This is a genomic window from Ewingella sp. AOP8-B2-18 (assembly GCF_052376015.1).
Lineage (GTDB): Bacteria > Pseudomonadota > Gammaproteobacteria > Enterobacterales > Enterobacteriaceae > Ewingella > Ewingella allii.
On sequence record NZ_JBQSVB010000003.1, the window covers coordinates 171,803 to 197,410 of the forward strand.

A 25,608-nucleotide genomic window follows, 5' to 3' on the forward strand; every position below is an offset into this window, starting at 1 on the left:
TGCAGGCCAAGATTCTTCATTCTGGTGTTCTCAAAACGACACTACGAAGGAAGTATCATGACTCAACGTATCGACTACGCCAAAGCCTCCCCAGAGGGTTATAAAGCCTTTGGCGCCGTGTACTCAACGCTGCTGAAAGGCAGCTTGCCGAAGGCGCTGATTGACTTGGTTTACCTGCGCGTTTCCCAAATCAACGGCTGTGCGTTCTGTATTGATATGCACTCCCGCGACCTGCTGAAGTCGGGTTTATCGGTGGAAAAGCTGGTGCTGGTCCCGGTATGGCATGAGGCCGGTGCCGTGTTCACTGCCCGCGAGCGCGTGGCGCTGAGCTGGGCGGAAAGCGTCACTCGCGTTAGCGAAACCGGCGTGCCGGATGACGACTATGCGGCGGCCATCGTCGAGTTTAGCGAGCAGGAGCTGGCCGATCTCACTTATGCCGTTGGGCTGATGAACGCCTTCAACCGTTTTGGCGTAGCTTTCCGCGCCACACCGGCCGCTGCCGCCAAGGCCTAAAGCCGTTCCTGTGTCAGGATCACCCTCAAGCAAAGCAGCGGCCGAAACCGCTGCTTTTTTGTTATTGATGAAGTTAGAAGGTGATGCAGACTTTACCCAAGTGCTGGCCCAATTGCAGGTGCAGGAAGGCTTCGCGGCTGTTCTCAAAGCGATAAATACTGTCTACCACTGGCACAATCTGCCGGGCGCTAAACCAGCTGAGCATGGCTTCTAGCATTTCGCGTGAGCCGGTCTCGATCCCCTCAATGCGCAGGTTTTTGAAGAATACCTGTGACACGTTGAAGGTCGCTTCTAGGCCGCCGGTCAGGCCGACGATGCAAATGACGCCATAATGCGCCGCGGCCTTCACTGAGTGGTGCAACGTTGAGGCGCCGCCGATATCCACTGTGACATCGGCCCCTTTGCCCCCCGTTAATGCCAGAACATCCTGGCTCCATTCCGGCCGCTGCTGATAGTTCACCGTGGCGTGCGCGCCCATGGCTTTGAGGCGTTCAATCTTTGCATCTGAGCCTGACGTCGCCAGAACTCTAGCTCCCGCAGCCAAGCCTATCTGTAAGGCGAACAGGGAAACACCGCCGGTTCCCTGAACCAGCAGCGTGCTGTCCGGGCCGAGTTTGCCGGCGCGTTGCAAAGCATGCCATGCGGTGAGTCCGGCGGTGGGGAAGGTGGCGGCTTGGGCGTCAGTCAAATAGTCCGGAGCCAAGACCAGCGACTCGGCGTTCAGCACGCGATACTCAGCCAGCACGCCGTCTACCGCCGCGCCACCCAACGAGCCTCTGGAATTCTCATTGGTCATCGGCCCGGAGATCCAGTTCGGCAAAATGGTGGTGATGACGCGATCGCCGACGGTGAAACGGGTTACACCTTCGCCCACTTCGACCACCCGCCCTGCGCCGTCGGAACCCGGCACGCGGCCCGGCGTTGGTCGCCAGTGCCCGTTACCCGTGGCGACCAGCAAATCGCGAAAATTAAGTGAAACCGCGCCCATTTTCACCATCACTTCACCGGGGCCTGGCGACGCCGGTTTCTCGCGCTCAACGAGGCGTAAATCTTCCAGCAGGTAGCTGTCGGTAATCTCAAGCTGTTTCATTTTTCATCCCGTAATTTGTTAATTATAAAGAGAGTCGATGGAGATTATTATCTTCACAAAAGGGGCGGCATAATATGCAGATAGCAAGGCGAGATGGACTCAAAGCTTATTTAAGTAAGGTTATTTGGCTGTGAATCCTTTTTATTAAAAATAAGCGGGTTTGGTATAAGGCAGAGGAAAAATGAATATTGATAAAATCGACCGATTGCTCTTAAAACTGCTGGCGCAGGACGCGAGACTGTCGATTAAATCCCTTAGCGAGCAGGTGGGGTTATCGGCTCCGGCAACCGCTGAGCGGGTACGCAGGCTGGAAGAAAATCATATTATTGAAGGGTTTAGTATCATCATCAATCTTGACGCGCTGGGCTATCCGCTGATGGCGATAGTGCGCGTTAAGCCGCTAGCTGGGCAGTTGCACTATGTGCAGAAGCTGATTCAGCAGATGCCAGAATGCAGCGAGTGCGACAAAGTCACCGGCGAAGATTGCTTCGTGATGCGCCTACAGGTCCGGTCGATGCAGCATCTCGATGAGATCCTGGATCCTATTGCTGATTACGCGCAGTGCAACACGTCGCTGGTTAAAGCCACGCCGGTAAAGCGTCGGCTGCCCCCTCTTTAATCACCTTGAGGGTGAGCACTAACTAAATAGATCAACTGCCATCATCAAGGCTATGCTCAATCTTGATGAACACCAATGAATCCTATTACAGAGGGCAGTGATCCATGTCGGAAAATAACTATCAGCCTCCAAAGGTTTGGGTATGGAATCAACAAGATGGCGGTAACTGGTCGAAGATAAATCGCCCGATTGCTGGTCCAACGCACGAGAAAGTGTTGCCAATCGGCAAGCACCCGTTGCAGCTCTATTCGCTGGGTACGCCAAACGGCCAGAAGGTGACGATTTTACTGGAAGAGCTGTTGGCACTGGGCGTGACCGAGGCGGAATATGACGCGCACCTGATTCGCATTGGCGAAGGCGATCAGTTCTCCAGCGGCTTTGTGGAAGTGAATCCGAACTCGAAAATTCCGGCGCTGTTTGACCACTCGGCAACGCCGCCGATCCGCGTTTTTGAATCTGGCGCGATCCTGTTGTATCTGGCAGAGAAGTTCGGCCATTTCTTGCCAAAAGAGATTGCTGCGCGCACTGAAACCCTGAACTGGTTGTTCTGGTTGCAAGGCTCTGCGCCTTATCTGGGCGGAGGTTTCGGCCATTTCTACAACTATGCGCCGTTCAAAATCGAATACGCCATCAACCGCTTTACCATGGAAGCGAAACGCCAGCTCGACGTGCTGGATCGCCAATTAGCCAACCATCGCTTTATTGCGGGTGACGAGTATTCGATTGCGGATATTGCGATTTGGCCGTGGTACGGTAGCCTGGCGCAGGGCGGCCTGTACGACGCCGCTGAGTTCCTTGATCTCAAATCCTACAAGCACTTCCAGCGTTGGGCCGAAGAAGTGGCCAACCGCCCGGCAGTGAAACGCGGGCGCAAGGTAAACCGCACCTTCGGTGACCCGGCAGACCAACTCCACGAGCGTCATGACGCCTCGGATTTTGATCTGCGTACTGAAGATAAACGCCAGCCTAAATAGAGACTTAGCCGTTGCGCTGCGCGATATTGTCGCGCAGCGCAACGATCTCCTGATTCAGCCGCTGTAACTCTTTCAACTCCAGATTCGAACTGCAAAACAGCGTTTCGGACAGGCGAATCGACTCTTCTTCCAGCTGCTTTCCTTTGTCCGTGATGGAAATCATCACCTGACGCTCATCCTGCGGATTGCGCACGCGCTCAATAAAACCTTCATTTTCCAAACGCTTAAGTAACGGTGTCAGGGTACTGGTTTCCAGCGCCAGGGTGTCACCAATGCCGCCAATAGACTGTTTCCCCTGTTCCCAAAGTACGTTTAGCACCAGATATTGCGGGTAGGTCACGCCCATGGCATCAAGCAGGGGCTTATACAGCCGCTTGATGGCGATGGAAGTGGAATAGATGGAATAACAAAGCTGCTCCGCCAGGCGGGGACGATGTGTCACGGGGTGCTCCTTTAGCGTCGGTCTTGGCAACATCATACCATTGTGGGTAAATAATTATCTATCGCGATAACAAATAGCTTGACACCTAAGCCAATGCTGATAGTTTTAACTTCAATTTAGTTATCGCGATAAACAATATTGCGATAACTAAATAGATATCCCTTATCCAACCCTAAAATGAAGGAAATCATCATGTTGAAGAAAACCCTGACGACTCTGGCAGCTGGTCTGGCACTGGCTTTTGCGGCACAGAGCGCGGCATTCGCCGAGCCGGTGAAAAATATCGTGTTGGTCCACGGCGCTTTCGCGGATGGTTCTGGCTGGCAGGCCGTAACCAAAATCTTGGACAAGGCTGGTTATCACGTGTCGATTGTGCAAGAACCGCAAACCTCGCTGGCCGATGACGTCGCCGCGACGCGCCGCATTTTAGGCCAGCAGGCAGGGAAATCTTTGCTGGTAGGGCATAGCTACGGTGGTTTTATCATTAGCGAAGCAGGGCAAGACCCGTCAGTGGCCGGGCTGGTGTATATCGCCGCTTTCCAACCCGAAAAAGGCGAAACGCTGGCGGGCCTGTCGGCAAAAATTCCGCAAGCCACTCAAGGCATTGCACAAACCAGCGACCACTTCTTATACCTGAAACCTGAGGTCTACCACGCCGACTTCGCCGCCGACCTGCCAGCGGCACAAGCCAACTTTATGGCCCGCTCTCAGGTGATGCCAGCCGCCGCTATCTTTGGCACCCCGGCCGCCGAACCGGCCTGGAAAACCAAGCCAAGCTGGGCATTGGTCGCAACCCAGGACCGCGCCATCAACCCAGATCTGGAACGCTTCATGGCGAAACGCGCCGACAGTAAAGTGGTTGAAGTGAAAGCCAGCCACGCCGTCTTCGCCTCACAGCCGCAAAAAGTCGCCGAACTGATTGAGAAAGCCGCGCAAAGCTTGTCGAAGTAATTGGGGTGATTTTGCTTTCCCAAGGCCCCAAACAAAAGCCCCAACTCTGGGGCTTTTTTGTGTCTTAACGCTGATGCCATCACCCTAGGCGCATCGACAATTCGACGTCGTCGGCGAAGGGGACGGAGAGATATCCGCTGTTCTCGGCGCGGATGTAGGTGAGGAACTCCGGGCTGTCTTCGGCGTCGTCGGCGATGATCAGCGAGCCCGGTTTCAGGCGGCTTTCCACCAGATTTAGGATATCCGGATAAAGTGCTTTGGCGCCGTCGAGCAGCAGCATGTCGATGCTTTCAGGCAGGTCAGCGCTCAGAGTTTGCAGCGCGTCGCCTTGACGGATATCTACCAAATCGCTGACCCCGCCAGCTTGCAGGTTTTCTCTGGCGCGCATCACTTTCGAAGATTCGAATTCGCTGGTGATCAACAAGCCGCCGCCGTTGTCGCGCAGCGCGGCCGCGAGGTGCAAGGTGGAAATGCCAAACGAGGTGCCGAACTCAACGATGTTTTTGGCATTGCTCGAGCGCGCCAGCATGTAGAGCAGCGCGCCGGTTTCGCGCGATACCGCAAGGGGGAAATCCTTCAGCATACTGTACAGATTGACGTATTCGGTTTTGCTTTGCTTGAGGCGTTTTCGCTCGTCGTCAGACATGTTGAGCAGCGCCGGATCGACTGCCGGTAAGTTTTCTCGCGCCTCGGCAAATAAGCGATCAAGTAGGGGTGCGAGTGGGGCGGAAGTCAGAGTATTCATGGCTTATTTCCAGTCTGAGATTGAGTGCGACGTTGCACGCCATTATAATATGACGAATTATTCGCATTTAACTATTCGCATTCCGAGGCCCCGATGACTGAACGCCGCGCCCCACAAATTTCATCAAGAAAACAACCACTTCAGGCGAGATCGACCGAGCTGGTGGCGACTATCCTGACGGCGGCTACTCAGGTTCTGGCGAAGGAAGGGGCGCAGCGTTTCACTACCGCGCGGGTGGCGGAGAAGGCCGGGGTGAGCATCGGCTCGCTCTACCAATATTTCCCCAATAAGGCGGCGATTCTTTTCCGTTTGCAGCGCGACGAGTGGCAGCAGACCACCGATATGCTGCGCAGTATCTTGAATGATGATGAGAAAACGCCGTTACAGCGGCTGCGCAACTTGGTCCACGCTTTTATTCATTCGGAGTGCGAAGAGGCGGAAATGCGCGTGGCGCTCAATGACGCCGCACCGCTGTATCGCGATGCGCCAGAGGCGCAGGAAGTGAGGGTGAAAGGGGACGCCATCGTCGACGTTTTCATGCAAAAAGCCTTGCCCGACGCCAGCCCCGAGACGCGCGCACTGGCGGGCGACCTGATCACCAACGCGCTCAGCGCCACGGGTAAGCAGTTCTCCGAAACCCCACGCACTGCCGCAGAAATCGACACCTACGCCAATGCGATGGCCGATATGTTCTGCGCTTATCTGGTTAGCCTGCAAAAATAGCGCCTTACTCTTTGGCGTACAGATAAATCGAGGCGCGGGACACCCCCAAATGCTGCGCCACGGTATCCATTGATTTTTTCACTTCCAGCAGGCCATTTTCCTGCAACTCGCGCATCAGCAGTTTGCGTTCGGCGGTTTTCAGCGCGCGCGGCGTGGAGGCCAGCCGGGCAGCAAACTTATCGATATATTGCCGAATAGCCTCGGTGCCCGCCGGTCCCAGCGTCTCGCTCACGCTGTCAGTCGCGATGCTGGTGAACTGCGCCAGCGCGCTCTGCATGCCGCGAAACAGCGTCATATCGACGTTGATGCAGAGCGCGGCTATGTACTTCCCTTGCGGATCTTTAATGCCGATCGAGGTGCTTTTCGCTGGCCTGCCATCCGCGAATTTATTGGCGTAATTGGTGATAAGGCTCGGGTAATCGGGGGAAGCGATACGCGCCAGCCCCATCTCGGTGGTAGGTTCGCCAACCTGTCGGCCGGACAAATTATTGTGTACCGCAATGATCGAATGCTGCGGGTCGCGAAGATCGTGCAGCACCACTTCGGCAAAGGGCGCAAAGGTTTCTCCTAGCCCTGCGGCTACCGCGTTGAGCTGGTCGAGCAGCCACTTCTCTGACGATCCTGACATAATTTTTCTCTTGGTTTCCGGCCGGGCTGGGCTGATAAGTTATCTATAATTAGATTTTCCGTCAAACTTACAGGCTACAAGTATAGACGTTATGTCTAATTTTATATATTTTGTCATTTCATCCCGCTGACCCTAGGTAGAGAAAAATGAGTGATGTTGCCTTGCCTGTTTATGCTGATGTTGCTGCCGCTGCCCACCGAATCGAACCCTATGTGAGAAAAACCCCGGTCATGACATCGCGCACCGCCGATGAAGAGCTGGGAGCCAAGCTGTTCTTCAAATGTGAAAACTACCAGCACATGGGCGCTTTTAAATTTCGTGGCGCGATGAACGCCCTGTTGCAGTTTAGCGATGAGCAGAAGCGGGCGGGCGTGGTGGCGTTTTCATCGGGCAACCACGCGCAGGCCATCGCGCTGTGTGCCAGAATGCTGGGGATCCCTGCGACCATTTTGATGCCGAAGGACGCGCCGCAGGCCAAAATCTCTGCCACCGAGGGCTATGGCGGCAAGGTGGTGTTGTTTGACCGTTATACCGAAGATCGCGAGCAGATCGGCCGTGATCTGGCGCAAAAGCACGGCCTGACGCTGATCCCGCCTTACGACCATCCGCACATAATTGCCGGGCAGGGCACGGCGGCCAAGGAGCTTTTCGAGGAAGTGGGCGAGCTGGACGCGCTGTTTGTCTGCCTGGGCGGCGGCGGTTTGCTCTCCGGCTCGGCGCTGGCTGCGCGGGCGCTTTCGCCAAATTGCCTGGTCTACGGAGTCGAGCCGCTGGCGGGTAATGACGGTCAGCAGTCGTTTCGCAGCGGCAAGCGGGTGAAGATTGAAACGCCGAAAACCATTGCCGATGGCGTGCAGACGCAGCAACTGGGCCACCAAACTTTTGAAATCATTCGCCGCAACGTGGATGACGTGCTGACCGTGACCGATGAGCAACTGGTGCAATCCATGCACTTCTTCGCCGAGCGGATGAAGATGGTGGTAGAGCCGACCGGCTGTCTGGGCCATGCCGCCGCGCGCACGGTGAAAGAGCAGCTTGCAGGTAAACGAGTCGGGGTGATCATCAGCGGCGGCAATGTGGATATCGCCCGCTACTGTCAGCTGTTGGCCGGGGTTAACTGAGGCTAATTCGACATTGATGAGCAAAAAAAGCGCTGAACCCGGCGCTTTTTTTGTCTCTTCAGGACAGCCTCAATACTTCTGCTGGAACATGCGCAGCAGGCCGCCGACGTGCCAGCCCAGGTGCTGCTCGGCGTCGGCGTCTCGCCCTTCGCGCAGCATGGCGACGAAATCCTCATGATCTTTTTGCGAACCCGACAGCTCCTCAGTGGTTTTCGCGAGGCGATTGAGCAGGGCACGGATGCGATTGATGATGTTGTGGTAGGCGTAAATCAGTTCCTGATTCTGGCTGAACTCAATCAGGGCCATGTGGAAGCCAGCGTCGGCGGCACGGAAGCTGTCTGGATCGCCATTTAGCGCTTTGTTGCCGAGCTTAAGCTGCTTTTCCAGCGCGGAAATTAAGCCTTCGCGGTCGCGCGCCAGCGCAATGCCTAAAGCACCGGACTCTAAAATCTCGCGCATTTTGCAGGTTTGCTGCATCTCTTGTTCATTGAACTGGAAAACGTAGGTGCCGCGCTGGGGAATGATTTGCACCAGACGCTCGGTTTCCAGCTTTTGCAGGGCTTCGCGCACCGGGGTGCGGCTCACTTGCAGCTTACTGGCAATGTCGTTTTCGGAAATCAGCGTGCCTAATTCAATTTCACCATTGACGATCAGCTCGCGGATTTGGTCCGCCATCCTGAGTGCTAGCGACTGCGGGCGAACGATTTTTTTCATGGTCCAACTGGCGGCGCTTTTCCCTGTACTCATGACGTGGTGTGCCTTAACAACAAGAATCCGAAGAGGAAGAAATACTTACATGCTTGCTTCTTATATGCAAGTTTACCCCGGCCAATATGGGCGCTAGCACCGGCCAACGCCCACATGTCAGATTAAGCGGGGAAAATCAGCGTCTCTTTGTGAATATTCTCACGGTTCAGCGCCATGCCCATCCCCGGCGTTTCCGGCACGCGAATCACGCCGTTTTCCGGCACTAATGGGGATTGCAGGAAGTGCTGGTGGATGTCATTCCACTTCACCAAATACTCCTGAAACGGCGTGTGGATTGGCGATTGGGTGACGGTGAAATGCGCCGTGGCGATGGTCGAATGGCCGTGCGGCACCACCTGTAGATCATGCATAGTGGCCGCCGCGGCGATCTTCAGCGTCTCGGACAGCCCGCCGCACCAGTAGATATCGGGCTGGATAATATCCAACACTTGAGCGTCGAAAAAGCGTTTGAAGCCCCAGCGCGTGTACTCATGCTCGGCACCGGCCATCGGGATGGTCAGCTTGTCTTTCAGGCGGCGCATGCTGTCGAGGCGGTCGGCCATCACGCACTCTTCCAGCCAGCGCGGGCGGTACTGCTCGATAGCCTGCGCCAGCTCCATCACGTAAGTGACATCCATCGACTGCCAGCAGTCGAACATCAGATCATAGTCTTCCCCCACCGCGTCGCGCAGCGTTTTGACTAGCTCAATGTTCTGCTTCAGCCCTTCGCGACCGCTCATGCTGCCGTGGCGGAAGAACCATTTCTGCCCGCAGTAGCCCAGCGATTTGTAGTATTGCGCGCGTTCGCGCACCAGCCCGAGATCTTGCACCGAGAAGCCAAGCATCGAGGCGTAAACCGGAATGCTTTCTCGCGCCGATCCGCCGAGCAGGCGATACACCGGCTGCTGCATCCACTTGGCGCGCAGGTCCCACAGCGCGCAGTCCACGGTGCTGATAGCCATCATCGCTTCACCCTGACGGCCGTGCACCAGCGCGCGATGCATCTGATCCCACAGGCGCTCACTGTCGCGCGGATCCTGGCCAATCAGCAGGCGGCGTAGGTGGCTGGCGATGATCGAAGCAATAGAGCGCGGAATCGGCCCGGCCAGCCCGTCGACGCCTTCATCAGTGGCGATCTCAAGATATACGGTGCTAATGGCAAAGCCGTCTTTAAGCTGCTCGCCGCCCTCGTGGTCATCGCGCACGCGGTAGTCGGCATAGATATCCAACGGGCGAGCCAGCCGCTCCTCCCAGATTGGGCCTTCTGTGGGTAAGACGCCTTCTAGCTGGCGCAAACGCACATCAATAATCTTCATCAACAGACTCCTTTTGGACTTTTCAATTTTTCAGCGTTAGGACTTTCATCGCGCTGGGAAGGGGTTTTCCACAGGCGGACAATCAGGGTGAGGGTCAGCACGGAGAGCAGCGCCATGGCCGCCAGCCAGAAGAACCCTGCGTTGTAATTGCCGGTTTTGTCGCGAATGGTGCCGATGATCCACGGGTTGATCACGCTGGAAAGGTTGCCGAGCGAGTTAATCACCGCGATACCGCCCGCCGCGACTGACGCCGAAAGGAACTGTGAAGGCAGTGACCAGAACACCGGCATCGCGCCGAAGAAGCCGAACGCCGCGCCGCACAGGAAGGCCATGCGCACCAGCGGCTCGCTGAAGTAACCCGCGCCCAGCAGCCCAAACATGGAAATAAACAGCGCCAGGTAGTTGGCTAACAGCCGCGAGCCGGGGCGGTCAGAAAGCTTGCCGAGCAGCAAAATGCCCGCCAGCCCAAACACATAAGGAATGATGGTGACGAAGCCCGTCTGGATATGGCTCAGGCCGGTTTCGCTCACAATACTTGGCAGGAAGGTGCTGATCGCGCCGTTCAGGTTGGTCAGCCCGTAATAGGCCAGACAGAACAGCAAAACGCGCGGACTAAACAGCATTTTCAATAAGTTACCTTGCTTACGCGGCGGCAGCAGGTTGCGCTCCGCCGCCAGCGTCGTCAGCAGCCACTGCTTCTCATCTGCGGCTAAAAATTTGGCGTCTTCCGGGCGATTGGGCAGGGTGAATAGCACCACAAAGGCCAGCACAATGGCCGGTAAGGCTTCCAGCAGGAACATCCACTGCCAGCCTTTCAGCCCCAGCAGGCCGTGCATTTCCAGCAGCATGCTGGAAATAGGCGTGCCGATGATCAGCGCCACCGGAATACTGGCCATAAAGGAGGAGACGATGCGCCCGCGCCACGCAGCCGGGAACCAGAGTGTCAGGTAGAAGACGATGCCCGGGAAAAACCCGGCTTCTGCCGCACCCAGCAGGGCGCGCATCACGTACAGGCTGTTGTCATTCCAGACGAACATATGCGCGCCAGAGATGATCCCCCACGTGAACATAATGCGGGCTATCCACCAGCGCGCGCCGACCTTCTCCAATGCCAGATTCGAAGGCAGCTCAAGCAGGATGTAGGGGATAAAGAACATCCCGGCCGCCAGCCCGAAGGTCGCTGCCGTCAGCCCGATGTCGGCATTCATGGTCAGGGCCGCGATACCAATGTTGGCGCGGTCGATAATGGCGATGAGGTATCCGGCGACCAGTATCGGCAGGAGCCGCCAGGAGAGTTTTCTAATAACCTGTTTTTCCATGGAAGAATCAGCAAGTTGCATGTTCATTACCCTTATTTTTAGGATTCTTAATTGATCCACATCTTGTATGTGAGGTACTTGCATACAAGTTTGAATAATGAACACAGATCGCTGAAGGATCAACGGGCAAAGTTGCAGATTTAGAGCTGAAAGGATTTAGCAGAAATTTAGTGAAATGGGCTGAGAGCACAAGCCTGTAGAGGCGCTGAAGGGCATGACGTTCGATTCGCACTTATTACATTCGCGGCCGGAACATATCCTGCTTATCAGCCAATTAACGGGCGCGAATCGGCGAATTACAATATCTTCATAATCCTAAACAATTGCTTATTTCCTATCCTTTATTGTCAGGGTAATGTTATCAACGAGTACCTGTTTACGTAGCACAAACACGTGACGTATTAATCGGAAAATTAGGGTGAATAATAATAATGAACAGTTATCTGACGGTGGCGGCCATTGCAGGGACAATCAGTATCGGGGCGATGAGCCCGGGGCCAAGCTTTGTTTATGTCGCGCAAAACGCGATTGCGAAATCTCGTAAACACGGGCTGGCGACAGCGCTGGGGACGGGGACCGGCGCGGCGATTTTCGCCATCATCGCGCTCTTAGGGTTGCAGGCATTTTTACTCGCCGTGCCGCTGGCATACTGGGGATTGAAGGTGTTTGGCGGGCTGTATTTGCTCTATCTGGCCTATAAAATCCTTAAACATTCTAAAGATCCTATGGTGGTGGAAACGGCTATCGTGGGGCAGTCTAAGCCACGCTATTTGAAGACCTTCCGCGACGGATTATTTACTCAGTTAAGTAACCCTAAAACGGCGGTAGTCTTTGCCAGTATCTTCACCGCGCTGCTGCCCGCGCACATTCCGGCTTACTATTATGTTGTCCTGCCTTTAGTCTCTTTTATTATCGACGCAGGCTGGTACTCCTTCGTGGCTTATGTGCTGTCGGTTGAGAAATCGCAAAAAGCCTATATTAGATTCAAGACGGTGATTGACCGCGTGGCGGGGACCGTTTTAATGCTGTTAGGCTTAAAACTGATCCTTTCCAGCAAATAAATCCAAGATGAATAGCAGAATTAAAACAAAAAAGGCCGCCGAGTGATGCTCACTCAGGCGGCCTTTTAGTATTGATATCAGGGATTACTGGAAGAAAATATCGCCCGATTCCGCTTTAGTGATGGTGCCGTCGGAATTGGTGATAAGCGCGTAGTTGCCGCCGATGTAGGTCCAGTGAGTGTCTGGCGTCGGCGCTGGCAGATTGCGCTTTTGCCATTCAACAATTTCATAAGGCTTGGTGCGATAAAACGCCGGCACTTTGCTGCCGATCGAGTATTGAATTGAGTCGCTGAAGAACGATTGGATCTCATGTGAGTTTGACGCGGCGTTGGCGGCCTGAGCGGACAACAGCGTGAAAGACAAAGCAGAAGCCGATAACAAAACCCATTTAGAAAGACGCATAGTGTATCCCGTTTAAAACCATTAACCGTGGCAATAGTCATTCGTGAAGCCGTGCTTCATCTGTAGACAGGATAATAGCGAGAAAAGCACCTCAGGACGGGGCGTTTAATTGTGTCGAAATGCAAATGCTGGTGGTAAGAGCTATCTAGCCGAGCAAAATGAAAAGCCGCCAGCTAGCCTAAAAAATGGGCTGGCGGCTTAGTATTACTCAAGGCCGAGACGATGACTGACAGTTTCTTTCACGATACTGACCAACTCGGGATCCATGTACTGATAATCGTCGGGAATATCTAATACATGGACCGACTTGTACTCAAGAAAACGAGAAAAATCAGCGACAAGACGATTTTTATGTTTCTGCTCCATGGTAAAAACCACGTCAGCCCACTTCAGCATGTCTGCCGTTACGCTTTTTTTGGCGTTACGGCTGGTTCCGGCGGACTTCACCGATAGACCAGGGTAATTACGCCAAACCTGTTCAGCTGTCGGGCTGCGCCATTGATCCCGGCTACAGATGAAAAGAATATTCATAGTTACCTTAAATCTCATCCTTGGCATTCAGTAATCGCTGAGCCTTGGTTATTCGTGGATTTTCAATGCCTAACTGAGCTGCACGCGCCAATTTTATTGAACGTATGGGGGAATTAACTGGCTGGGCAAGGGCAATATTCTCGGCAAACAATATATGTTACAGGTGAATTACTTTAATCCACAGGTCATCGCCGTCCTCAATCACGCGCAATAACGTTTCAGACGTCACCGATTCCCCGTTCTGGCCGAAGGGGAAATTATCCTCTTCGGCTGGGTTCACGCCTTACCTTCTCGCCACTCCTTTTTTGCGACTCGACTATTATTTCCAGCTTGAGACAAAGTTTTGAGGCTTATTACGGTAAGTCAGTGTGTTATCGGGAATAATGAATCTCACCTGCGTGATGGACGCGCCGCTGAAACTGGCTAAAGGAAAGGATGTGAACAGTAACGTTTCTCTATTTACCAATAAGAAATTTGTCTGGATGGGGGCTGCGTTTTGTTGTTTGCTGTGGGGCAGTGCTTACCCGGCGATTAAAAACGGTTATGAAATTTTCCAGATAGCGACGGACGATTTGCCGGGCAAAATTGTCTTTGCGGGTTACCGTTTCATCATTGCGGGCCTGCTGCTGCTGGCATTTGCTTTTTTACAGGGCAAACCTATTGCGCGTTTATCTCGCCATCAGTATTCACAGCTTGCCATACTGGGCGTGACGCAAACCGCGCTGCAATACATCTTCTTCTATATTGGGCTGGCCTACACCACGGGTGTTAAAGGCTCGATTATGAATGCCACCGGCACCTTCTTCAGCGTGCTGCTGGCGCACTTTATTTATCAGAATGACAAACTCAGCATCAACAAGGTGGTGGGCTGCGTACTGGGCTTTGCCGGGGTTATGGTGGTGAACTTCAACAGCCAGCTGATGGATTTTAGTTTTAGCTGGATGGGCGACGGCTTCGTGGTATTAGCGGCATTTATCCTCTCTGCCGCCTCGCTCTTCGGCAAACGCATCTCGCAAACCACCGATCCGACGGTGATGACCGGCTGGCAGCTGGGCATTGGCGGCGTGGTGTTGACGCTGGGCGGCTATGCCTGCGGCGGCACGCTAGAGTTTCACGGTTGGGAATCAGCTGCGATCCTCGGCTATCTGGCGCTGTTATCCTCCATCGCCTTCGCGCTGTGGAGCCTGTTACTCAAGCATAACCGCGTCGGGATGATTGCCCCGTTTAACTTCTTAATCCCCGTCTCCGGCGCCGTACTCTCGTCGATTTTCCTGCAAGAAAGCATCTTCGAATGGCGCTACGCCATCGCGCTGGTGCTAGTGTGCTTTGGGATTTGGCGAGTGAACGTGGTGCGTCAGCGCCGATGAACAGCGCTTGCGCTGGCCCCGAAGGGGTGAGTCTCAGGATGAGACGAATAATCGAACGCAGTTCGATGGAGAGTCCAAACGCCAGAAAGCAAAAAACCAGCCATAGGCTGGTTTCTTTAAAGATGGTGCCCGGACTCGGAATCGAACCAAGGACACGGGGATTTTCAATCCCCTGCTCTACCGACTGAGCTATCCGGGCAACGGGGCGCATTAAACCGTATTGGGCCTACGTCGTCAACGGCTTTTTTGCGTAAGCGTTAATCGAATCATCCGAATGGTGTTTTTTAATCCAATCCGACTTGGTTCGCCGCCAAGGGTGTGAAAACTTTGGGTTAGCGCCTTAGGAAATTCAGTCAAATGAATAGCTTAAAAATGTTGCATTTTGAGAGGAATTTGGCGACTTATCCAGCTTGAAACAGGGGGGGAATAGTGACATTATTGCGCCGATTTCTACGCTAAGAACTTTCCTTTTTCGCGACAGCTCATGAGGGTTGCGGCATGACCGGTTTATCACATCGCGCTTCCTGCAAGCGTCACCCATCGCTGATGAACTCCTCCGTGCGTGGTGAACGTCGCGTTCGCCGTTTTTCTACTTCATAAGTTCCTTCCATGCGGTAAGGCTACCTTGCTGGCTGTTAGGCATGATTAAAAACAGAGCGTTCTCTGGTTTTACTGATGTCTACCAGACGTGGCTGAGCCTGACCTTCGAACCGTAATCCCTTTGCCTGTTGGCATCGCACTCGCTCGACATCACGCTCACGTACACGTCACTTTGCCGGGCTGGATCTTTGCGTTTCGCTTTAAGAACCCGCCCATTGCCGTGCCGATTGGCACACCCTCTTACTTAACCGTTTGAGAGTCCTATGAAACTTTTAAAACTTGCAGCAAGTGCCTCCGTGGCCCCTTACATTGAGTCGCACCGCGCGGTGGTGGATCTGCGCCGTGCTGACTACGCCGACGTGGCGGCCATTATTATCTCCGTGAGTGATTTGAACAGCGGCAAGCTGTCGGAGATAAATTCGCTGGGTTTTGGTATCCCGGCATTTGTTGCAGTGCAGGGGGCAGAGCAGATTTCTCCTGATTATTTGTTGATGCTCAAAGGCGTGGTGACGCTGTCGGATGCCAATCAGGCGTTCTATGCGGCGCAGATTGAAGCCGCCGCGCAGGCTTATGAAGAGGCGCTTTTCCCGCCGTTCTTTGACACCTTAAAGAAGTACGTTGAGATGGAAAACGCCACCTTTGCCTGCCCAGGGCATCAGGGCGGTGAGTTTTTCCGTCGCCATCCGGCGGGCCGCCAGTTTTATGACTTTTTTGGCGCGAATATTTTTCGTTCCGACATGTGCAACGCCGATGTGAAGTTGGGCGACCTGCTGATCCATGAAGGCTCGGCCAAAGATGCCCAGAAATATGCCGCCAAGGTATTCAGCGCGGATAAAACCTATTTTGTGCTTAACGGCACCTCGGCGGCCAATAAAGTGGTCACTAACGCGCTGCTGACCCGCGATGATTTGGTGCTTTTCGACCGCAACAACCATAAGTCCAACCACCACGGCGCGCTGCTACAGGCCGGGGCAACGCCGGTTTATTTGGAGACCGCGCGTAACCCGTTTGGCTTTATTGGCGGCATCGACGCAGCCTGTTTCGACGAGTCCTATCTGCGTAAACAGATTCAGGCCGTCGCTCCGCAGCGTGCCAATGAAAAGCGCCCGTTTCGTTTGGCGATCATTCAGCTTGGCACCTATGACGGCACGATTTACAACGCCCGTCAGGTGGTGGATAAGATTGGCCATCTGTGTGATTACATCCTTTTTGACTCGGCGTGGGTCGGCTACGAGCAGTTCATTCCGATGATGGAGCAGTGCTCGCCGCTGCTGCTGGATTTGAATGAAAATGATCCGGGCATCATCGTGACCCAGTCGGTACACAAGCAACAGGCCGGATTCTCCCAGACCTCGCAAATCCACAAAAAAGATAACCATATCAAGGGGCAGAAGCGTCATTGCAGCCATAAAAAGCTGAACAATGCGTTTATGATGCACGCCTCGACCAGCCCGTTCTATCCGCTGTTTGCCGCGCTGGACGTCAACGCGCGTATTCACGCCGGCGGCAGTGGCAAGCATATGTGGATGGAGTGTGTGAAGCTGGGGATTGAGACGCGCAAAATGCTGCTCGACCAGTGTTCAATGATCCTGCCGTTCGTGCCGCCGGTGATTGACGGCAAGCCTTGGCAGCATCATGAAACCGAGAAAATGGCCAATGATGTGCGCTTCTTTGACTTCGTGCCAGGAGAAAACTGGCATGCGTTTGAAGGTTACGCCGAAAAGCAGTATTTCGTCGATCCTTGCAAACTGCTGTTGACCACACCGGGCATTGACGCTGCCAGCGGCAAATACACCGAGTTCGGCATTCCGGCCACTATTTTGGCTAACTATCTGCGCGAGAACGGCATTGTGCCGGAGAAGTGCGACCTCAACTCGATTCTGTTCCTGCTGACTCCGGCGGAAACCCCGGCCAAGATGCAGCTGCTGGTGGATGAGATCGCGCGCTTTGAGCGTTATATTGAAGAGGATGCCTTGCTGAGCGAAGTGCTGCCGACGGTGTATCGCAAAAACGAAGAGCGCTATCGCGACTACACCATTCGCCAGCTGTGTCAGGAAATGCACAACCTTTATGTCAGTTTTGATGTGAAAGAACTGCAAAAGGAGATGTTCCGTGAGGCCAGTTTCCCGAAAGTGGTAATGAACGCCCAGGACGCGCACAGCGAATTTATTCGCGATAACGTCGAGCTGGTGCCAATTGGCCAAGCAGAAGGGCGCATTGCTGCCGAAGGTGCGTTGCCGTATCCACCGGGCGTGCTGTGCGTCGTTCCCGGCGAAATTTGGGGCGGGGCGGTGCAGCGTTACTTTATGGCGCTAGAGGAAGGAATCAACCAGCTGCCGGGCTTCTCGCCTGAGTTACAGGGCGTTTATATCGAGAAGAAACCGGTGGGGTGGAAGCGCATCATGGGGTATGTGATTGCCAAATAAACACTCTTTTTAGATACACAGCGTGAGCGCGGCTAGGATAATAGCCGCGCTTTTTTATTGATATCTATAAGTGCTAGTTATTAGTTGATTGTTTAATTGCTGTTATTTCTATTGTTTACTGCTGTTTATTATTTCATTTTATTTTAGTTGATGGTTTTATTTCTTACCCCGTTCCCATCATGTTGCATTTAATTTATCATTGCTATAGTTTGCGAAAACTAAGTGCCAGTTCAGGACGAATGCAGGGTTGTTGAGTTTTATGTGTCGTTCCTTTTATTTAAATTACTTTTCAAATTAACAATCTATTGCATTAGATATTCTAATGAATAAGTCGAAGGATGCCCGACTTTTATCAATCCATAATAATGAGTTAATCAAATTACATAACTATTTTTTTACTTTTCGATATCAATGGACATGAAATGGAAAAAATTAAAAATATACAATTAATTACCGCCTTAATTGCAGCAATGTCAGTCAGTGGTTGTCAGATCACTCCCGGCGCTAAACTCTCCACCTCAGATAAAAATGTTATTAAATCCGCCGGACCTATTGAGGACATAAATAAGTTAGTGGATGTCTATCCCATTACGCCCAAGCTGGTGGATACATTACGGCGCTCGCCCGTGTCAGCTAAATCCAATAATCAATTGGATGATGAGGTAAAGAATTACGAGTATGAGATTGGTGTGGGGGATGTCCTGATGGTGACCGTTTGGGATCATCCTGAATTGACCACGCCGGCAGGACAATATCGTAGTGCTGGCGATACGGGGAATTGGGTGCATTCCGACGGGACGATTTTTTACCCTTACATCGGTAATGTGCATGTGCAGGGAAAAACGGTTTCTCAGGTTCGCAATCTAGTCACTCGCAAACTCGCCCAATTTATTACGTCGCCGCAAGTCGATGTGAGCGTTGCCATTTTCCGGTCACAAAAAGTGCATGTCACGGGTGAGGTCAATCGCAGCGGACAGCAACCTATTACCAACGTGCCCCTCACGGTGGTCGATGCCATTAATCAGGCTGGCGGAATAAGTGAACATGCTGACTGGAATAATGTTGTATTAACTCGCCAAGGGAAAGAGCAGGTCATTTCATTATATGAGTTGTTTAACAAAGGGAATTTAAGCCAAAACTATTTATTATTGAATGGGGATATTTTATATATCCCGCGTAACGATAATTTAAAAGTGTTTGTGATGGGGGAGGTGAAAAAGCAAACTACATTAAAAATGGACCGCAGCGGAATGACATTGACCGAGGCGTTAGGAAACGCTGAGGGCATTGACCAAATGACCAGCGATGCCAAGGGGATTTTTGTTATTCGCTCCCATCGCGGACAAGGTGAAAAGATTGCCTCTATTTATCAATTGGATGCGCGAGACGCCACTTCACTTATTTTAGGAACGGAATTCGTACTCCAGCCCTATGATATTGTGTATGTCACCACTGCACCAATTAGCCGTTGGAATAGAGTTATTAGTCAATTAGTCCCAACCATAACCGGTATCCATAGCATGACAGAATCGATCCGCTGGGTGGGAACTTGGAAAAATTAAATTTAAAAACTATTCTGGTGGTCTGCGTTGGTAATATTTGTCGCTCGCCGATTGGGGAGCAGTTATTACAAGATTTCCTCCCTGACCATTCGATTCGCTCTGCGGGGCTGAGTGCTCTAGTAGGCTATGATATTGACCCTATCATGGCTGAAAGCGCAATTCGGCACGGTATCACTTTAAAGAGTCATTCTGCTCGCCAGCTGACACAGGAGTTGTGTCGGGATTGCGACTTAATACTGGTAATGGAAAAACAACATATCTCTCAGCTTGCTCATATTGCACCAGCAGCTCAGGGGAAAACGTTACTGTTTGGTCACTGGAGTGATCAAATGGATATATGTGACCCTTTCCGTCGAGCGCAAAGCTTATATGACGATGTTGTATTGCAGCTGCGGCGCTGCGCTCAACAGTGGCGTAATGCTTTAACAATGGCCGAAAAATGAATGCCAAAGGAATAAATATGCTTGCTAAAGGCGAACCGCATCAGGATGTGCACCAAGAAAACGACATTGATTTGCGCTATTTGCTAGGGGTATTAATTGACGCTAAGAAGATGCTGATAGGCATTACGCTAACAGGTTTTCTATTGGGTTTTCTCTGTGTATGGAGCATGCCTACCGTCTATAAGGCTGATGCTTTGATTCAACTCGATAAAAGCACCGGCAGTAGCTTACTTAATGGGATATTTGATTTTGCCAATGGCCATGCGTCGCTTGCAACCACAGAAATTACCTTAATAAAGTCTCGTTCGATATTAGGCAATACGGTATCAGTGCTTGCGCTGGATAATGTGGTGCGAGAGAAGAAATGGCCACTCATCGGCGGGTTATTTCCCCAGCCCACCACGCGCCTCAAGGTGCCACTGTTTACCCCACCCGAGAAGATGCAGGGCAAACCTTTTACGCTGACGCTAATGGACTCTGGCCGGTTTCATTTGCAAGGAGAAGGGGTCTCTGCCGAAGGGGAGGTTGGCAAAGAATTAACCTTGCCGGATCTGCGCATTCTGGTTCAGGCCGTTGATGCGCCAGTCGGCTCTATCTTCATCTTAAATAAAATCAGTCAATTTGCGGCAATGGAGGCGATCAATAAAAACCTGACCGTTGCCGAAACATCCAAGGACAGTGGCGTTTTGCGCCTGAGCTTGTCGGGGACGGATAAGGTATTAATCCGTCAAATCGTCGATGAGCTGAGTGTCGCCTATTTGAAACAAAATATCGATCGTAAGTCAGAATCTGCCAGTAAAAGTCTAGCGTTTTTGCAGCAGCAGCTTCCCAAAATAGAGTCGCAGTTGGAAAAAAGTGAAGCCAGCCTCAGGCATTACAGGCAGCTAAACGAATCTATTGATTTACCCATGGAGGCTCGTGGCATCTTGGAGGCAGAAGTCGCGATAACCACGCAATTGAACGGTCTGACTTTCGAAGAGGCCGAACTCTCAAAACGCTACACCAAAGCGCACCCGGTGTATCGCGCACTGGCTGAAAAGAGAAAGACGTTATCGGCGAGTAAAGCCGCGCTGGAGTCAAAAATTAACGGTATGCCGAAAACGCAGCAGGACATCTTGCGATTAACGCGCGATGTGCAAACGGCGCAAGAAATGCATTCTTTGTTAACTAGCAAACAACGAGAAATGGAGATTAAGAAGGTCAGCACCGTAGGGAATGTCCATATCATCGACTCTGCTCAGACATTACCTAACCCCGTGGGGCCGAATAAACCGATGTTGCTAGTGCTTGCGCTGATGTGCAGCGCATTTCTGGCATTAGGTGTCGTACTGTTGAGAAACGCCTTGAAACGCGGCATCAGTTCCTCACATGAACTCGAGTTGCTGGGTTTAAAAGTGTATAGCAGCCTGCCTCATTCCAAGCACCAAAGCATCACGAGATTATTTAAGGCGAAAAAAAATCTACCGCGAAAACATAGTTTATTGGCTATAGAAAATCCCGATGACTTGGTAGTAGAAGCGATCAGAAGTTTGCGCACCGGTCTCTACTTTCTACTCAAAGAGGCCAATAATAAGATTCTGATGGTGGTTGGGCCTACCAGTGGAGTGGGTAAAAGCTTCGTGATTAGCAATTTGGCCGTGGTGCTTGCCCAGTCGAACTTACGTGTCTTATTGGTTGATTGCGACATGCGCAAAGGTTGCTTACACCTTCCCTTTAAGTTGAAAGAGCATCGGGGGTTGGCGGAGCTACTCTCAGGACAGAAAAAGATTGCGGAGTGTCTCTACAAAACCTGTCTTCCGCAGCTTGACTTGGTTCCTCGTGGCATCGCACCCTCGAATCCGTCTGAGCTACTGTTGACGCCGCGCTTTGGCGAATTCTGCGATTGGGCGACTAAAAACTATGATGTGGTCTTATTTGATACTCCGCCGATCCTCGCCGTCAGCGATGCTGCGATTATCAGTAAATATGCCGGCACCAGCTTAATGGTGGCTCGCTTTGAAATGACATCCGCTAAGGAAGTTGAACTGGCTATGCAGCGTTTTGAGCAGCAGGGACACACCATCACCGGCGTGGTGCTCAACTCGGTCGAGCCACGGGTGGCGCAATTTTATCAGTATGGTCATTTTGAGAATTACCAATACAAATCTGATACCCACTAAGCACAAAAAACGGAGGCCAAAGGCCTCCGTTTTCTTTCATGCCAACTAGCACCAGGCTAATCCACCCGGCGATAGCTCTTCTGCGTGGTATTAACCTTATACAGATAGCGTCGTGACTCGCCTGATGGGTGTTTGGTGGTCAGCGTGGTGTAAACGTCACCCGGCTCCATGCTGTTGATGATGCTAAACGCACGGTTTTTATCGCTGGAGAAGACGCGCAACACGCTGCCCGCGCCGCCGTTGTAGGCGGTGATCACAGCATAACGTTTGGAGGTTGGGTTGGTGATATTACCCAAGTAGACGTTTTGCAGCATCGCCAGATAGGCAGTACCGGTGTTGATATTGTTTTGTGGATCAAACAGATAGCTGCGACTTGGTTTGCCCCATTTGCCCTCTGATTTGAACACGTCAACGCCCGCAGTGTGCTGAACAACCTGCATTAAGCCCAGTGCATCAGCATGACTCACGGCATATGGGTTGAATGCGGATTCAGTTTGCATAATGGCGAGGATCAGCGACTGGTCTACGCCGTACTTGGCGGAGGCTTCGCGCACCATTGGCAGGTATTTATGTGCACGTTTGTTCAGGTGGTTTGGCACCATCTGAATAGTAACGGAATAGATGATGTGTAGCCCCGACTGGCGGCGCTGCAGCTTGTTCTGTACCAGATAATCGGCAAAATTAGACGCCCGACCCTGCCAGCGGATTGGCTGCCCGGTGTTGTCCAAAACCTGACCGTAAAGCATCGGCTCTTTACTGATCTGAATATCGTTGGCGTCGGAATAGAGGTCTACATTGCCCGGATCATCGCCTACCAGCAAGGTGCTGATAATCGCCTGACGAAGGTTAGCGGTCGGATTAGTTCCGGCAATGGTTTCAATAGTGATGGTACCCGCATCAAAGTTGATGTGGCTACGGGTGTAATATTGATCGCTGTATTTTACATAGTCTTTAGGACCGGCGATAAGGACTTCATTCAGCCCCCAGATATTCTCGATATTGTGAGCAAATTGGCCCATCAAAATATCGAAGCCATTGGTATCCTTGACGTAAGCTTCATTGAACTGGTCTTTTTTGCTCGAGCAGGAGATCAGGAGCGGGGCGATGACCAACAGCGCTAAAATTTTCTTCATCTTCAAAGCCGTATCGTGATGAAAGATGTCAGGCGGTTAATTTCGCGAAATAACGGCCTGACGGGGTTTCTAAATGGAGTGTTATCGACGGCAATTATTTTGACGGCGGCGTATAGCCTTCGATATGCACGTCCTGCCCTTCAAACAGGAAATTCACCATTTCCTGTTCCAGCAATTTGCGGTCATCGGGATTCATCATGCTGAGTTTTTTCTCATTAATTAGCATGGTTTGTTTGCTCATCCACTGTGACCAGGCTTCTTTAGAAATCTCATTGAAAATGCGTTTACCCAGTTCGCCCGGATAAAGCTGGAAGTCTTGACCTTCCGCATCACGTTTTAGAAAGGTACAAAAAATCGTTCTGCTCATGCTGATTCCTTATCGATCATGCTGTTGGGCGACTCTTTCGCCAACTGCGTTAACAAACGCTCTACCGGCGCGGCGAGCCCAACGGATTGTGGTTGCGCTAAGTTATACCAGAGACCCGCACCTTCATCCATGCAACCCGGTACTGAGCGCAGATTTAGCCACATTGGAACGATATCCAGATGGAAATGGCTAAAAGTGTGACGAAAAGCCACCTGCTGCTGCAACTGATTAAGGGTAACACCGTATTTATGCAGGCCACTTTCCAGCTCTTCTTCACTGGCAAATTGTGGGAAACAGAACAAACCGCCCCACAGGCCAACCGGCGGGCGCTGTTCCAGCCACACAGTGTCTTTATGCTGAATCATCAACATAAAGGCCGTTCTCTCTGGCAGAGTCTTTTTCGGTTTTTTGCCGGGATATTTCGCCCAGCTGTTGTGTACGTATGACTCACACTGGGTATTTAGCGGGCATAGCTCGCATTTTGGTTTGGAACGCGTGCAAACCATAGCCCCCAAATCCATCATCGCTTGGTTAAATTGCTCAACACCCTTGGCTGGCGTGACCTCTTCGGCGATGGCCCATAAACGGTTTTCGACCTTTTTCTCACCCGGCCAGCCTTCGATGGCGTAACAGCGCGACAGCACGCGTTTGACGTTGCCGTCGAGAATCGGGTGGTGCTGGCCCAGTGAGAGAGACAGCACCGCTCCGGCAGTCGAGCGGCCGATTCCCGGCAGCGCGTTGACTGCCTCAAAATCGGTGGGGAACACGCCACCGTGCTCGCTGGCGATGGTCTGAGCAGCTTTATGCAAGTTGCGGGCGCGGGCGTAATAGCCTAGCCCGGTCCACAAATGCAGAACCTCATCCTGTGGCGCGGCGGCGAGATCGCTGACGGTCGGGAAACGCGCCATAAAACGTTCAAAATAGGGGATCACCGTCGCAACCTGTGTTTGTTGCAACATCACCTCGGAGAGCCATACTTTGTAAGGCGTTTTTTCGAGCTGCCACGGTAATGTTTTGCGGCCAAAGCGCTGGTACCATTCGAGTACCGCTGGCGCGAACTGGTTCTGCGCTTGCTTCATAAATGAGTGATGGGTCCGGCAGGATAAATTCAGGGCGGGATCACATCACAGAGTCTGGTGGGTGTAAACCGGAAGTTTCCGACCTGTTTCTGGCCGCAACGCTTGCTTATCACCCCTAGGTTTGGATAATGCGCCATTCCTGAATTTGTTGCCCAACCGCGCACTGCTGAAAGAGCACTGCCCAATAGAGTGAAAGCCCTATGAAAAACGACGTCATTTCACCGGAGTTCGATGAGAACGGTCGCGCCATGCGCCGTATTCGCAGTTTTGTCCGCCGCCAGGGCCGCCTGACTAAAGGCCAGCAACACGCGCTCGACAATATCTGGCCGGTAATGGGCGTTGAATATCAGGCAGAAGTTCTGGATATCGATGCGCTGTTTGGCCGCGCCGCGCCAACCGTGTTAGAAATCGGTTTCGGCATGGGTACCTCTCTGGTCACCATGGCGCAGCAAAATCCTGAGCAGAACTTTATCGGCATTGAAGTCCACTCACCGGGCGTGGGCGCATGTTTGATGACGGCTCAGGAAGAAGGGGTCAGCAACCTGCGCGTGATGTGTCACGACGCGGTTGAAGTGCTGGAAAAGATGATCCCGAATGGCTCACTGGACATGGTGCAGCTATTCTTTCCTGACCCATGGCACAAAGCGCGTCATAATAAGCGCCGTATCGTGCAACCAGCCTTCGTTGAGCTGCTGCGTAGCAAATTAAAAGTCGGGGGCGTATTCCACATGGCGACCGACTGGGAGCCGTACGCTGAACATATGCTTGAGGTGATGACCAGCCTTGAAGACTGGAAAAACCTGTCGCAAGACAACAACTATGTTCCGCGTCCAGAATCGCGCCCGGTAACCAAGTTCGAAATGCGTGGCCAGCGTTTAGGCCACGGCGTATGGGATCTGATGTTTGAGAGGAAGCAATAATGGCCACGAATCGTAGTCGTCGTTTACGTAAAAAGTTACACATTGCCGAGTTCCAGGAACTGGGCTTCTCAGTAAAATGGCGTTTCGCGGAAGGCACCCCGGTTGAAACTATCGATGAGCAGCTTGATGCGTTCATCGAAGGCGTTATCGAGCCAAACAAGCTGGCGTTTGACGGCAGCGGCTACCTGCAGTGGGAAGGTTTGATCTGCCTGCAGGAAATCGGTCACTGCACCGACGAGCACCGCGCACAGGTTAAAAAATGGTTGGAAGACCATAAAATGGAAGATGTAGAAGTTTCCGACCTGTTCGATATCTGGTGGGATTGATTCTGTCGTCATCCTTCGCGCGACATCTGCTGCCTTGATGCAGC

The 25,608-nt window shown here is 52.4% G+C and carries 27 protein-coding genes and 1 tRNA gene; 14 read left to right on the forward strand and 14 right to left on the reverse strand.

Annotation, left to right across the window (positions count from 1 at the left end; translation table 11 throughout):
* The first annotated feature begins 57 nt into the window (after positions 1 to 57).
* Positions 58 to 513 carry a carboxymuconolactone decarboxylase family protein gene (locus tag ACT3RR_RS08670; RefSeq protein WP_496200119.1) on the forward strand — a complete coding sequence of 152 codons (456 nt, stop codon included), beginning with the start codon at positions 58 to 60 and terminating at the stop codon, positions 511 to 513.
* 73 nt (positions 514 to 586) lie between these two features.
* On the opposite strand, the gene ACT3RR_RS08675 is transcribed toward ACT3RR_RS08670, so the two are convergent.
* The gene (locus ACT3RR_RS08675) at positions 587 to 1,603 is read right to left on the reverse strand and encodes a zinc-dependent alcohol dehydrogenase family protein (protein ID WP_496200120.1); all 1,017 of its coding nucleotides are present in this window, start codon (positions 1,601 to 1,603) and stop codon (positions 587 to 589) included.
* 181 nt (positions 1,604 to 1,784) lie between these two features.
* Between ACT3RR_RS08675 and ACT3RR_RS08680 the strand changes: the two genes are divergently transcribed.
* Both ACT3RR_RS08680 and yghU read left to right on the forward strand, forming a co-directional pair.
* Positions 1,785 to 2,222 carry an Lrp/AsnC family transcriptional regulator gene (locus ACT3RR_RS08680; protein ID WP_486032789.1) on the forward strand — a complete coding sequence of 146 codons (438 nt, stop codon included), beginning with the start codon at positions 1,785 to 1,787 and terminating at the stop codon, positions 2,220 to 2,222.
* A gap of 104 nt (positions 2,223 to 2,326) precedes the next feature.
* Positions 2,327 to 3,196: a glutathione-dependent disulfide-bond oxidoreductase gene (gene yghU / locus ACT3RR_RS08685; protein ID WP_396131349.1), complete on the forward strand. Its 870-nt coding sequence runs from the start codon at positions 2,327 to 2,329 to the stop codon at positions 3,194 to 3,196.
* A gap of 4 nt (positions 3,197 to 3,200) precedes the next feature.
* On the opposite strand, the gene ACT3RR_RS08690 is transcribed toward yghU, so the two are convergent.
* On the reverse strand, positions 3,201 to 3,638 hold the full coding sequence (locus ACT3RR_RS08690) for a MarR family winged helix-turn-helix transcriptional regulator (protein ID WP_034793198.1): 438 nt from the start codon (positions 3,636 to 3,638) through the stop codon (positions 3,201 to 3,203).
* A 192-nt stretch (positions 3,639 to 3,830) separates the two neighbouring features.
* Between ACT3RR_RS08690 and ACT3RR_RS08695 the strand changes: the two genes are divergently transcribed.
* Complete coding sequence (locus tag ACT3RR_RS08695) at positions 3,831 to 4,589, forward strand: alpha/beta hydrolase (protein WP_496200121.1); 759 nt, start codon at positions 3,831 to 3,833, stop codon at positions 4,587 to 4,589.
* Between the two features lie 79 nt (positions 4,590 to 4,668).
* Here ACT3RR_RS08695 and ACT3RR_RS08700 read toward each other — a convergent pair whose 3' ends face one another.
* Positions 4,669 to 5,334: an O-methyltransferase gene (locus ACT3RR_RS08700; protein ID WP_496200122.1), complete on the reverse strand. Its 666-nt coding sequence runs from the start codon at positions 5,332 to 5,334 to the stop codon at positions 4,669 to 4,671.
* Positions 5,335 to 5,427: 93 nt separating this feature from the next.
* On the opposite strand from ACT3RR_RS08700, the gene ACT3RR_RS08705 reads away from it, so the two are divergent.
* On the forward strand, positions 5,428 to 6,057 hold the full coding sequence (locus ACT3RR_RS08705) for a TetR/AcrR family transcriptional regulator (RefSeq protein WP_353503397.1): 630 nt from the start codon (positions 5,428 to 5,430) through the stop codon (positions 6,055 to 6,057).
* Between the two features lie 4 nt (positions 6,058 to 6,061).
* Here ACT3RR_RS08705 and ACT3RR_RS08710 read toward each other — a convergent pair whose 3' ends face one another.
* On the reverse strand, positions 6,062 to 6,685 hold the full coding sequence (locus ACT3RR_RS08710) for a helix-turn-helix transcriptional regulator (protein ID WP_353503396.1): 624 nt from the start codon (positions 6,683 to 6,685) through the stop codon (positions 6,062 to 6,064).
* Positions 6,686 to 6,831: 146 nt separating this feature from the next.
* On the opposite strand from ACT3RR_RS08710, the gene ACT3RR_RS08715 reads away from it, so the two are divergent.
* Positions 6,832 to 7,806, forward strand: a complete 975-nt coding sequence (locus ACT3RR_RS08715; protein WP_485902493.1) for a threo-3-hydroxy-L-aspartate ammonia-lyase — start codon at positions 6,832 to 6,834, stop codon at positions 7,804 to 7,806.
* A 69-nt stretch (positions 7,807 to 7,875) separates the two neighbouring features.
* Here ACT3RR_RS08715 and ACT3RR_RS08720 read toward each other — a convergent pair whose 3' ends face one another.
* The 3 genes from ACT3RR_RS08720 to ACT3RR_RS08730 form a co-directional block, all read right to left on the reverse strand.
* On the reverse strand, positions 7,876 to 8,553 hold the full coding sequence (locus ACT3RR_RS08720; protein ID WP_496200123.1) for a GntR family transcriptional regulator: 678 nt from the start codon (positions 8,551 to 8,553) through the stop codon (positions 7,876 to 7,878).
* Positions 8,554 to 8,675: 122 nt separating this feature from the next.
* On the reverse strand, positions 8,676 to 9,869 hold the full coding sequence (locus ACT3RR_RS08725; protein WP_496200124.1) for an enolase C-terminal domain-like protein: 1,194 nt from the start codon (positions 9,867 to 9,869) through the stop codon (positions 8,676 to 8,678).
* Positions 9,869 to 11,209 carry an MFS transporter gene (locus tag ACT3RR_RS08730; protein ID WP_496200125.1) on the reverse strand — a complete coding sequence of 447 codons (1,341 nt, stop codon included), beginning with the start codon at positions 11,207 to 11,209 and terminating at the stop codon, positions 9,869 to 9,871. The genes ACT3RR_RS08725 and ACT3RR_RS08730 overlap by 1 nt, the downstream gene beginning before the upstream one ends.
* A gap of 410 nt (positions 11,210 to 11,619) precedes the next feature.
* Here ACT3RR_RS08730 and ACT3RR_RS08735 point away from each other — a divergent pair, with 410 nt between their 5' ends.
* Positions 11,620 to 12,249, forward strand: coding sequence for a LysE family translocator (locus ACT3RR_RS08735; RefSeq protein WP_353503391.1), 630 nt, complete (start codon positions 11,620 to 11,622; stop codon positions 12,247 to 12,249).
* Between the two features lie 84 nt (positions 12,250 to 12,333).
* On the opposite strand, the gene ACT3RR_RS08740 is transcribed toward ACT3RR_RS08735, so the two are convergent.
* From ACT3RR_RS08740 to ACT3RR_RS08750, 3 genes are all read right to left on the reverse strand, one after another.
* Positions 12,334 to 12,651 (reverse strand): RcnB family protein, encoded by a 318-nt coding sequence (locus ACT3RR_RS08740; RefSeq protein WP_496200126.1) that lies wholly within the window; start codon positions 12,649 to 12,651, stop codon positions 12,334 to 12,336.
* Between the two features lie 204 nt (positions 12,652 to 12,855).
* Positions 12,856 to 13,182 carry a low molecular weight protein tyrosine phosphatase family protein gene (locus ACT3RR_RS08745; RefSeq protein ID WP_496200127.1) on the reverse strand — a complete coding sequence of 109 codons (327 nt, stop codon included), beginning with the start codon at positions 13,180 to 13,182 and terminating at the stop codon, positions 12,856 to 12,858.
* 157 nt (positions 13,183 to 13,339) lie between these two features.
* Complete coding sequence (locus tag ACT3RR_RS08750; RefSeq protein ID WP_353503389.1) at positions 13,340 to 13,462, reverse strand: hypothetical protein; 123 nt, start codon at positions 13,460 to 13,462, stop codon at positions 13,340 to 13,342.
* A 202-nt stretch (positions 13,463 to 13,664) separates the two neighbouring features.
* Here ACT3RR_RS08750 and ACT3RR_RS08755 point away from each other — a divergent pair, with 202 nt between their 5' ends.
* Positions 13,665 to 14,549 carry a DMT family transporter gene (locus ACT3RR_RS08755; RefSeq protein WP_496200200.1) on the forward strand — a complete coding sequence of 295 codons (885 nt, stop codon included), beginning with the start codon at positions 13,665 to 13,667 and terminating at the stop codon, positions 14,547 to 14,549.
* Between the two features lie 123 nt (positions 14,550 to 14,672).
* On the opposite strand, the gene ACT3RR_RS08760 is transcribed toward ACT3RR_RS08755, so the two are convergent.
* A tRNA-Phe gene (locus ACT3RR_RS08760) sits at positions 14,673 to 14,748 on the reverse strand.
* A gap of 664 nt (positions 14,749 to 15,412) precedes the next feature.
* Here ACT3RR_RS08760 and speF point away from each other — a divergent pair.
* From speF to ACT3RR_RS08780, 4 genes are all read left to right on the forward strand, one after another.
* A complete protein-coding gene (speF, locus tag ACT3RR_RS08765; RefSeq protein WP_496200128.1) occupies positions 15,413 to 17,575 on the forward strand; it encodes an ornithine decarboxylase SpeF in 2,163 nt (720 codons plus the stop codon).
* Positions 17,576 to 17,997: 422 nt separating this feature from the next.
* The gene (locus tag ACT3RR_RS08770) at positions 17,998 to 19,137 is read left to right on the forward strand and encodes a polysaccharide export protein (protein WP_496200129.1); all 1,140 of its coding nucleotides are present in this window, start codon (positions 17,998 to 18,000) and stop codon (positions 19,135 to 19,137) included.
* On the forward strand, positions 19,125 to 19,580 hold the full coding sequence (locus tag ACT3RR_RS08775) for an arsenate reductase/protein-tyrosine-phosphatase family protein (protein WP_353503386.1): 456 nt from the start codon (positions 19,125 to 19,127) through the stop codon (positions 19,578 to 19,580). Before ACT3RR_RS08770 ends, ACT3RR_RS08775 begins: the two co-directional genes overlap by 13 nt.
* A gap of 17 nt (positions 19,581 to 19,597) precedes the next feature.
* Positions 19,598 to 21,739, forward strand: a complete 2,142-nt coding sequence (locus ACT3RR_RS08780) for a polysaccharide biosynthesis tyrosine autokinase (protein ID WP_353503385.1) — start codon at positions 19,598 to 19,600, stop codon at positions 21,737 to 21,739.
* Between the two features lie 56 nt (positions 21,740 to 21,795).
* Here the strand turns inward: ACT3RR_RS08780 and mltC are convergent, their stop codons facing one another.
* From mltC to mutY, 3 genes are all read right to left on the reverse strand, one after another.
* Positions 21,796 to 22,872 (reverse strand): membrane-bound lytic murein transglycosylase MltC, encoded by a 1,077-nt coding sequence (gene mltC / locus ACT3RR_RS08785; RefSeq protein ID WP_353503384.1) that lies wholly within the window; start codon positions 22,870 to 22,872, stop codon positions 21,796 to 21,798.
* A gap of 94 nt (positions 22,873 to 22,966) precedes the next feature.
* Complete coding sequence (locus tag ACT3RR_RS08790; RefSeq protein WP_034793128.1) at positions 22,967 to 23,239, reverse strand: oxidative damage protection protein; 273 nt, start codon at positions 23,237 to 23,239, stop codon at positions 22,967 to 22,969.
* The gene (mutY, locus tag ACT3RR_RS08795; RefSeq protein WP_496200130.1) at positions 23,236 to 24,318 is read right to left on the reverse strand and encodes an A/G-specific adenine glycosylase; all 1,083 of its coding nucleotides are present in this window, start codon (positions 24,316 to 24,318) and stop codon (positions 23,236 to 23,238) included. Before mutY ends, ACT3RR_RS08790 begins: the two co-directional genes overlap by 4 nt.
* Before the next feature lie 200 nt (positions 24,319 to 24,518).
* On the opposite strand from mutY, the gene trmB reads away from it, so the two are divergent.
* Positions 24,519 to 25,238, forward strand: coding sequence for a tRNA (guanosine(46)-N7)-methyltransferase TrmB (gene trmB, locus ACT3RR_RS08800; RefSeq protein WP_353503382.1), 720 nt, complete (start codon positions 24,519 to 24,521; stop codon positions 25,236 to 25,238).
* Positions 25,238 to 25,564, forward strand: a complete 327-nt coding sequence (locus tag ACT3RR_RS08805) for a YggL family protein (protein WP_353503381.1) — start codon at positions 25,238 to 25,240, stop codon at positions 25,562 to 25,564. Before trmB ends, ACT3RR_RS08805 begins: the two co-directional genes overlap by 1 nt.
* Positions 25,565 to 25,608 lie beyond the last annotated feature (44 nt).

Bases quoted from the DNA above. Each gene is read 5' to 3' on its own strand.
- ACT3RR_RS08755 (WP_496200200.1), top strand. From the start codon at position 13,665: ATGGGGGCTGCGTTTTGTTGTTTGCTGTGGGGCAGTGCTTACCCGGCG.
- yghU (WP_396131349.1), top strand. From the start codon at position 2,327: ATGTCGGAAAATAACTATCAGCCTCCAAAGGTTTGGGTATGGAATCAA.
- mltC (WP_353503384.1), bottom strand. From the start codon at position 22,872: ATGAAGAAAATTTTAGCGCTGTTGGTCATCGCCCCGCTCCTGATCTCC.
- ACT3RR_RS08740 (WP_496200126.1), bottom strand. From the start codon at position 12,651: ATGCGTCTTTCTAAATGGGTTTTGTTATCGGCTTCTGCTTTGTCTTTC.
- trmB (WP_353503382.1), top strand. From the start codon at position 24,519: ATGAAAAACGACGTCATTTCACCGGAGTTCGATGAGAACGGTCGCGCC.
- ACT3RR_RS08805 (WP_353503381.1), top strand. From the start codon at position 25,238: ATGGCCACGAATCGTAGTCGTCGTTTACGTAAAAAGTTACACATTGCC.
- ACT3RR_RS08720 (WP_496200123.1), bottom strand. From the start codon at position 8,553: ATGAGTACAGGGAAAAGCGCCGCCAGTTGGACCATGAAAAAAATCGTT.
- ACT3RR_RS08745 (WP_496200127.1), bottom strand. From the start codon at position 13,182: ATGAATATTCTTTTCATCTGTAGCCGGGATCAATGGCGCAGCCCGACA.
- ACT3RR_RS08675 (WP_496200120.1), bottom strand. From the start codon at position 1,603: ATGAAACAGCTTGAGATTACCGACAGCTACCTGCTGGAAGATTTACGC.
- ACT3RR_RS08770 (WP_496200129.1), top strand. From the start codon at position 17,998: ATGGAAAAAATTAAAAATATACAATTAATTACCGCCTTAATTGCAGCA.
- ACT3RR_RS08695 (WP_496200121.1), top strand. From the start codon at position 3,831: ATGTTGAAGAAAACCCTGACGACTCTGGCAGCTGGTCTGGCACTGGCT.
- ACT3RR_RS08715 (WP_485902493.1), top strand. From the start codon at position 6,832: ATGAGTGATGTTGCCTTGCCTGTTTATGCTGATGTTGCTGCCGCTGCC.
- ACT3RR_RS08700 (WP_496200122.1), bottom strand. From the start codon at position 5,334: ATGAATACTCTGACTTCCGCCCCACTCGCACCCCTACTTGATCGCTTA.
- ACT3RR_RS08735 (WP_353503391.1), top strand. From the start codon at position 11,620: ATGAACAGTTATCTGACGGTGGCGGCCATTGCAGGGACAATCAGTATC.
- ACT3RR_RS08725 (WP_496200124.1), bottom strand. From the start codon at position 9,869: ATGAAGATTATTGATGTGCGTTTGCGCCAGCTAGAAGGCGTCTTACCC.
- speF (WP_496200128.1), top strand. From the start codon at position 15,413: ATGAAACTTTTAAAACTTGCAGCAAGTGCCTCCGTGGCCCCTTACATT.
- ACT3RR_RS08790 (WP_034793128.1), bottom strand. From the start codon at position 23,239: ATGAGCAGAACGATTTTTTGTACCTTTCTAAAACGTGATGCGGAAGGT.
- ACT3RR_RS08710 (WP_353503396.1), bottom strand. From the start codon at position 6,685: ATGTCAGGATCGTCAGAGAAGTGGCTGCTCGACCAGCTCAACGCGGTA.
- ACT3RR_RS08670 (WP_496200119.1), top strand. From the start codon at position 58: ATGACTCAACGTATCGACTACGCCAAAGCCTCCCCAGAGGGTTATAAA.
- mutY (WP_496200130.1), bottom strand. From the start codon at position 24,318: ATGAAGCAAGCGCAGAACCAGTTCGCGCCAGCGGTACTCGAATGGTAC.
- ACT3RR_RS08680 (WP_486032789.1), top strand. From the start codon at position 1,785: ATGAATATTGATAAAATCGACCGATTGCTCTTAAAACTGCTGGCGCAG.
- ACT3RR_RS08705 (WP_353503397.1), top strand. From the start codon at position 5,428: ATGACTGAACGCCGCGCCCCACAAATTTCATCAAGAAAACAACCACTT.
- ACT3RR_RS08780 (WP_353503385.1), top strand. From the start codon at position 19,598: ATGCTTGCTAAAGGCGAACCGCATCAGGATGTGCACCAAGAAAACGAC.
- ACT3RR_RS08730 (WP_496200125.1), bottom strand. From the start codon at position 11,209: ATGCAACTTGCTGATTCTTCCATGGAAAAACAGGTTATTAGAAAACTC.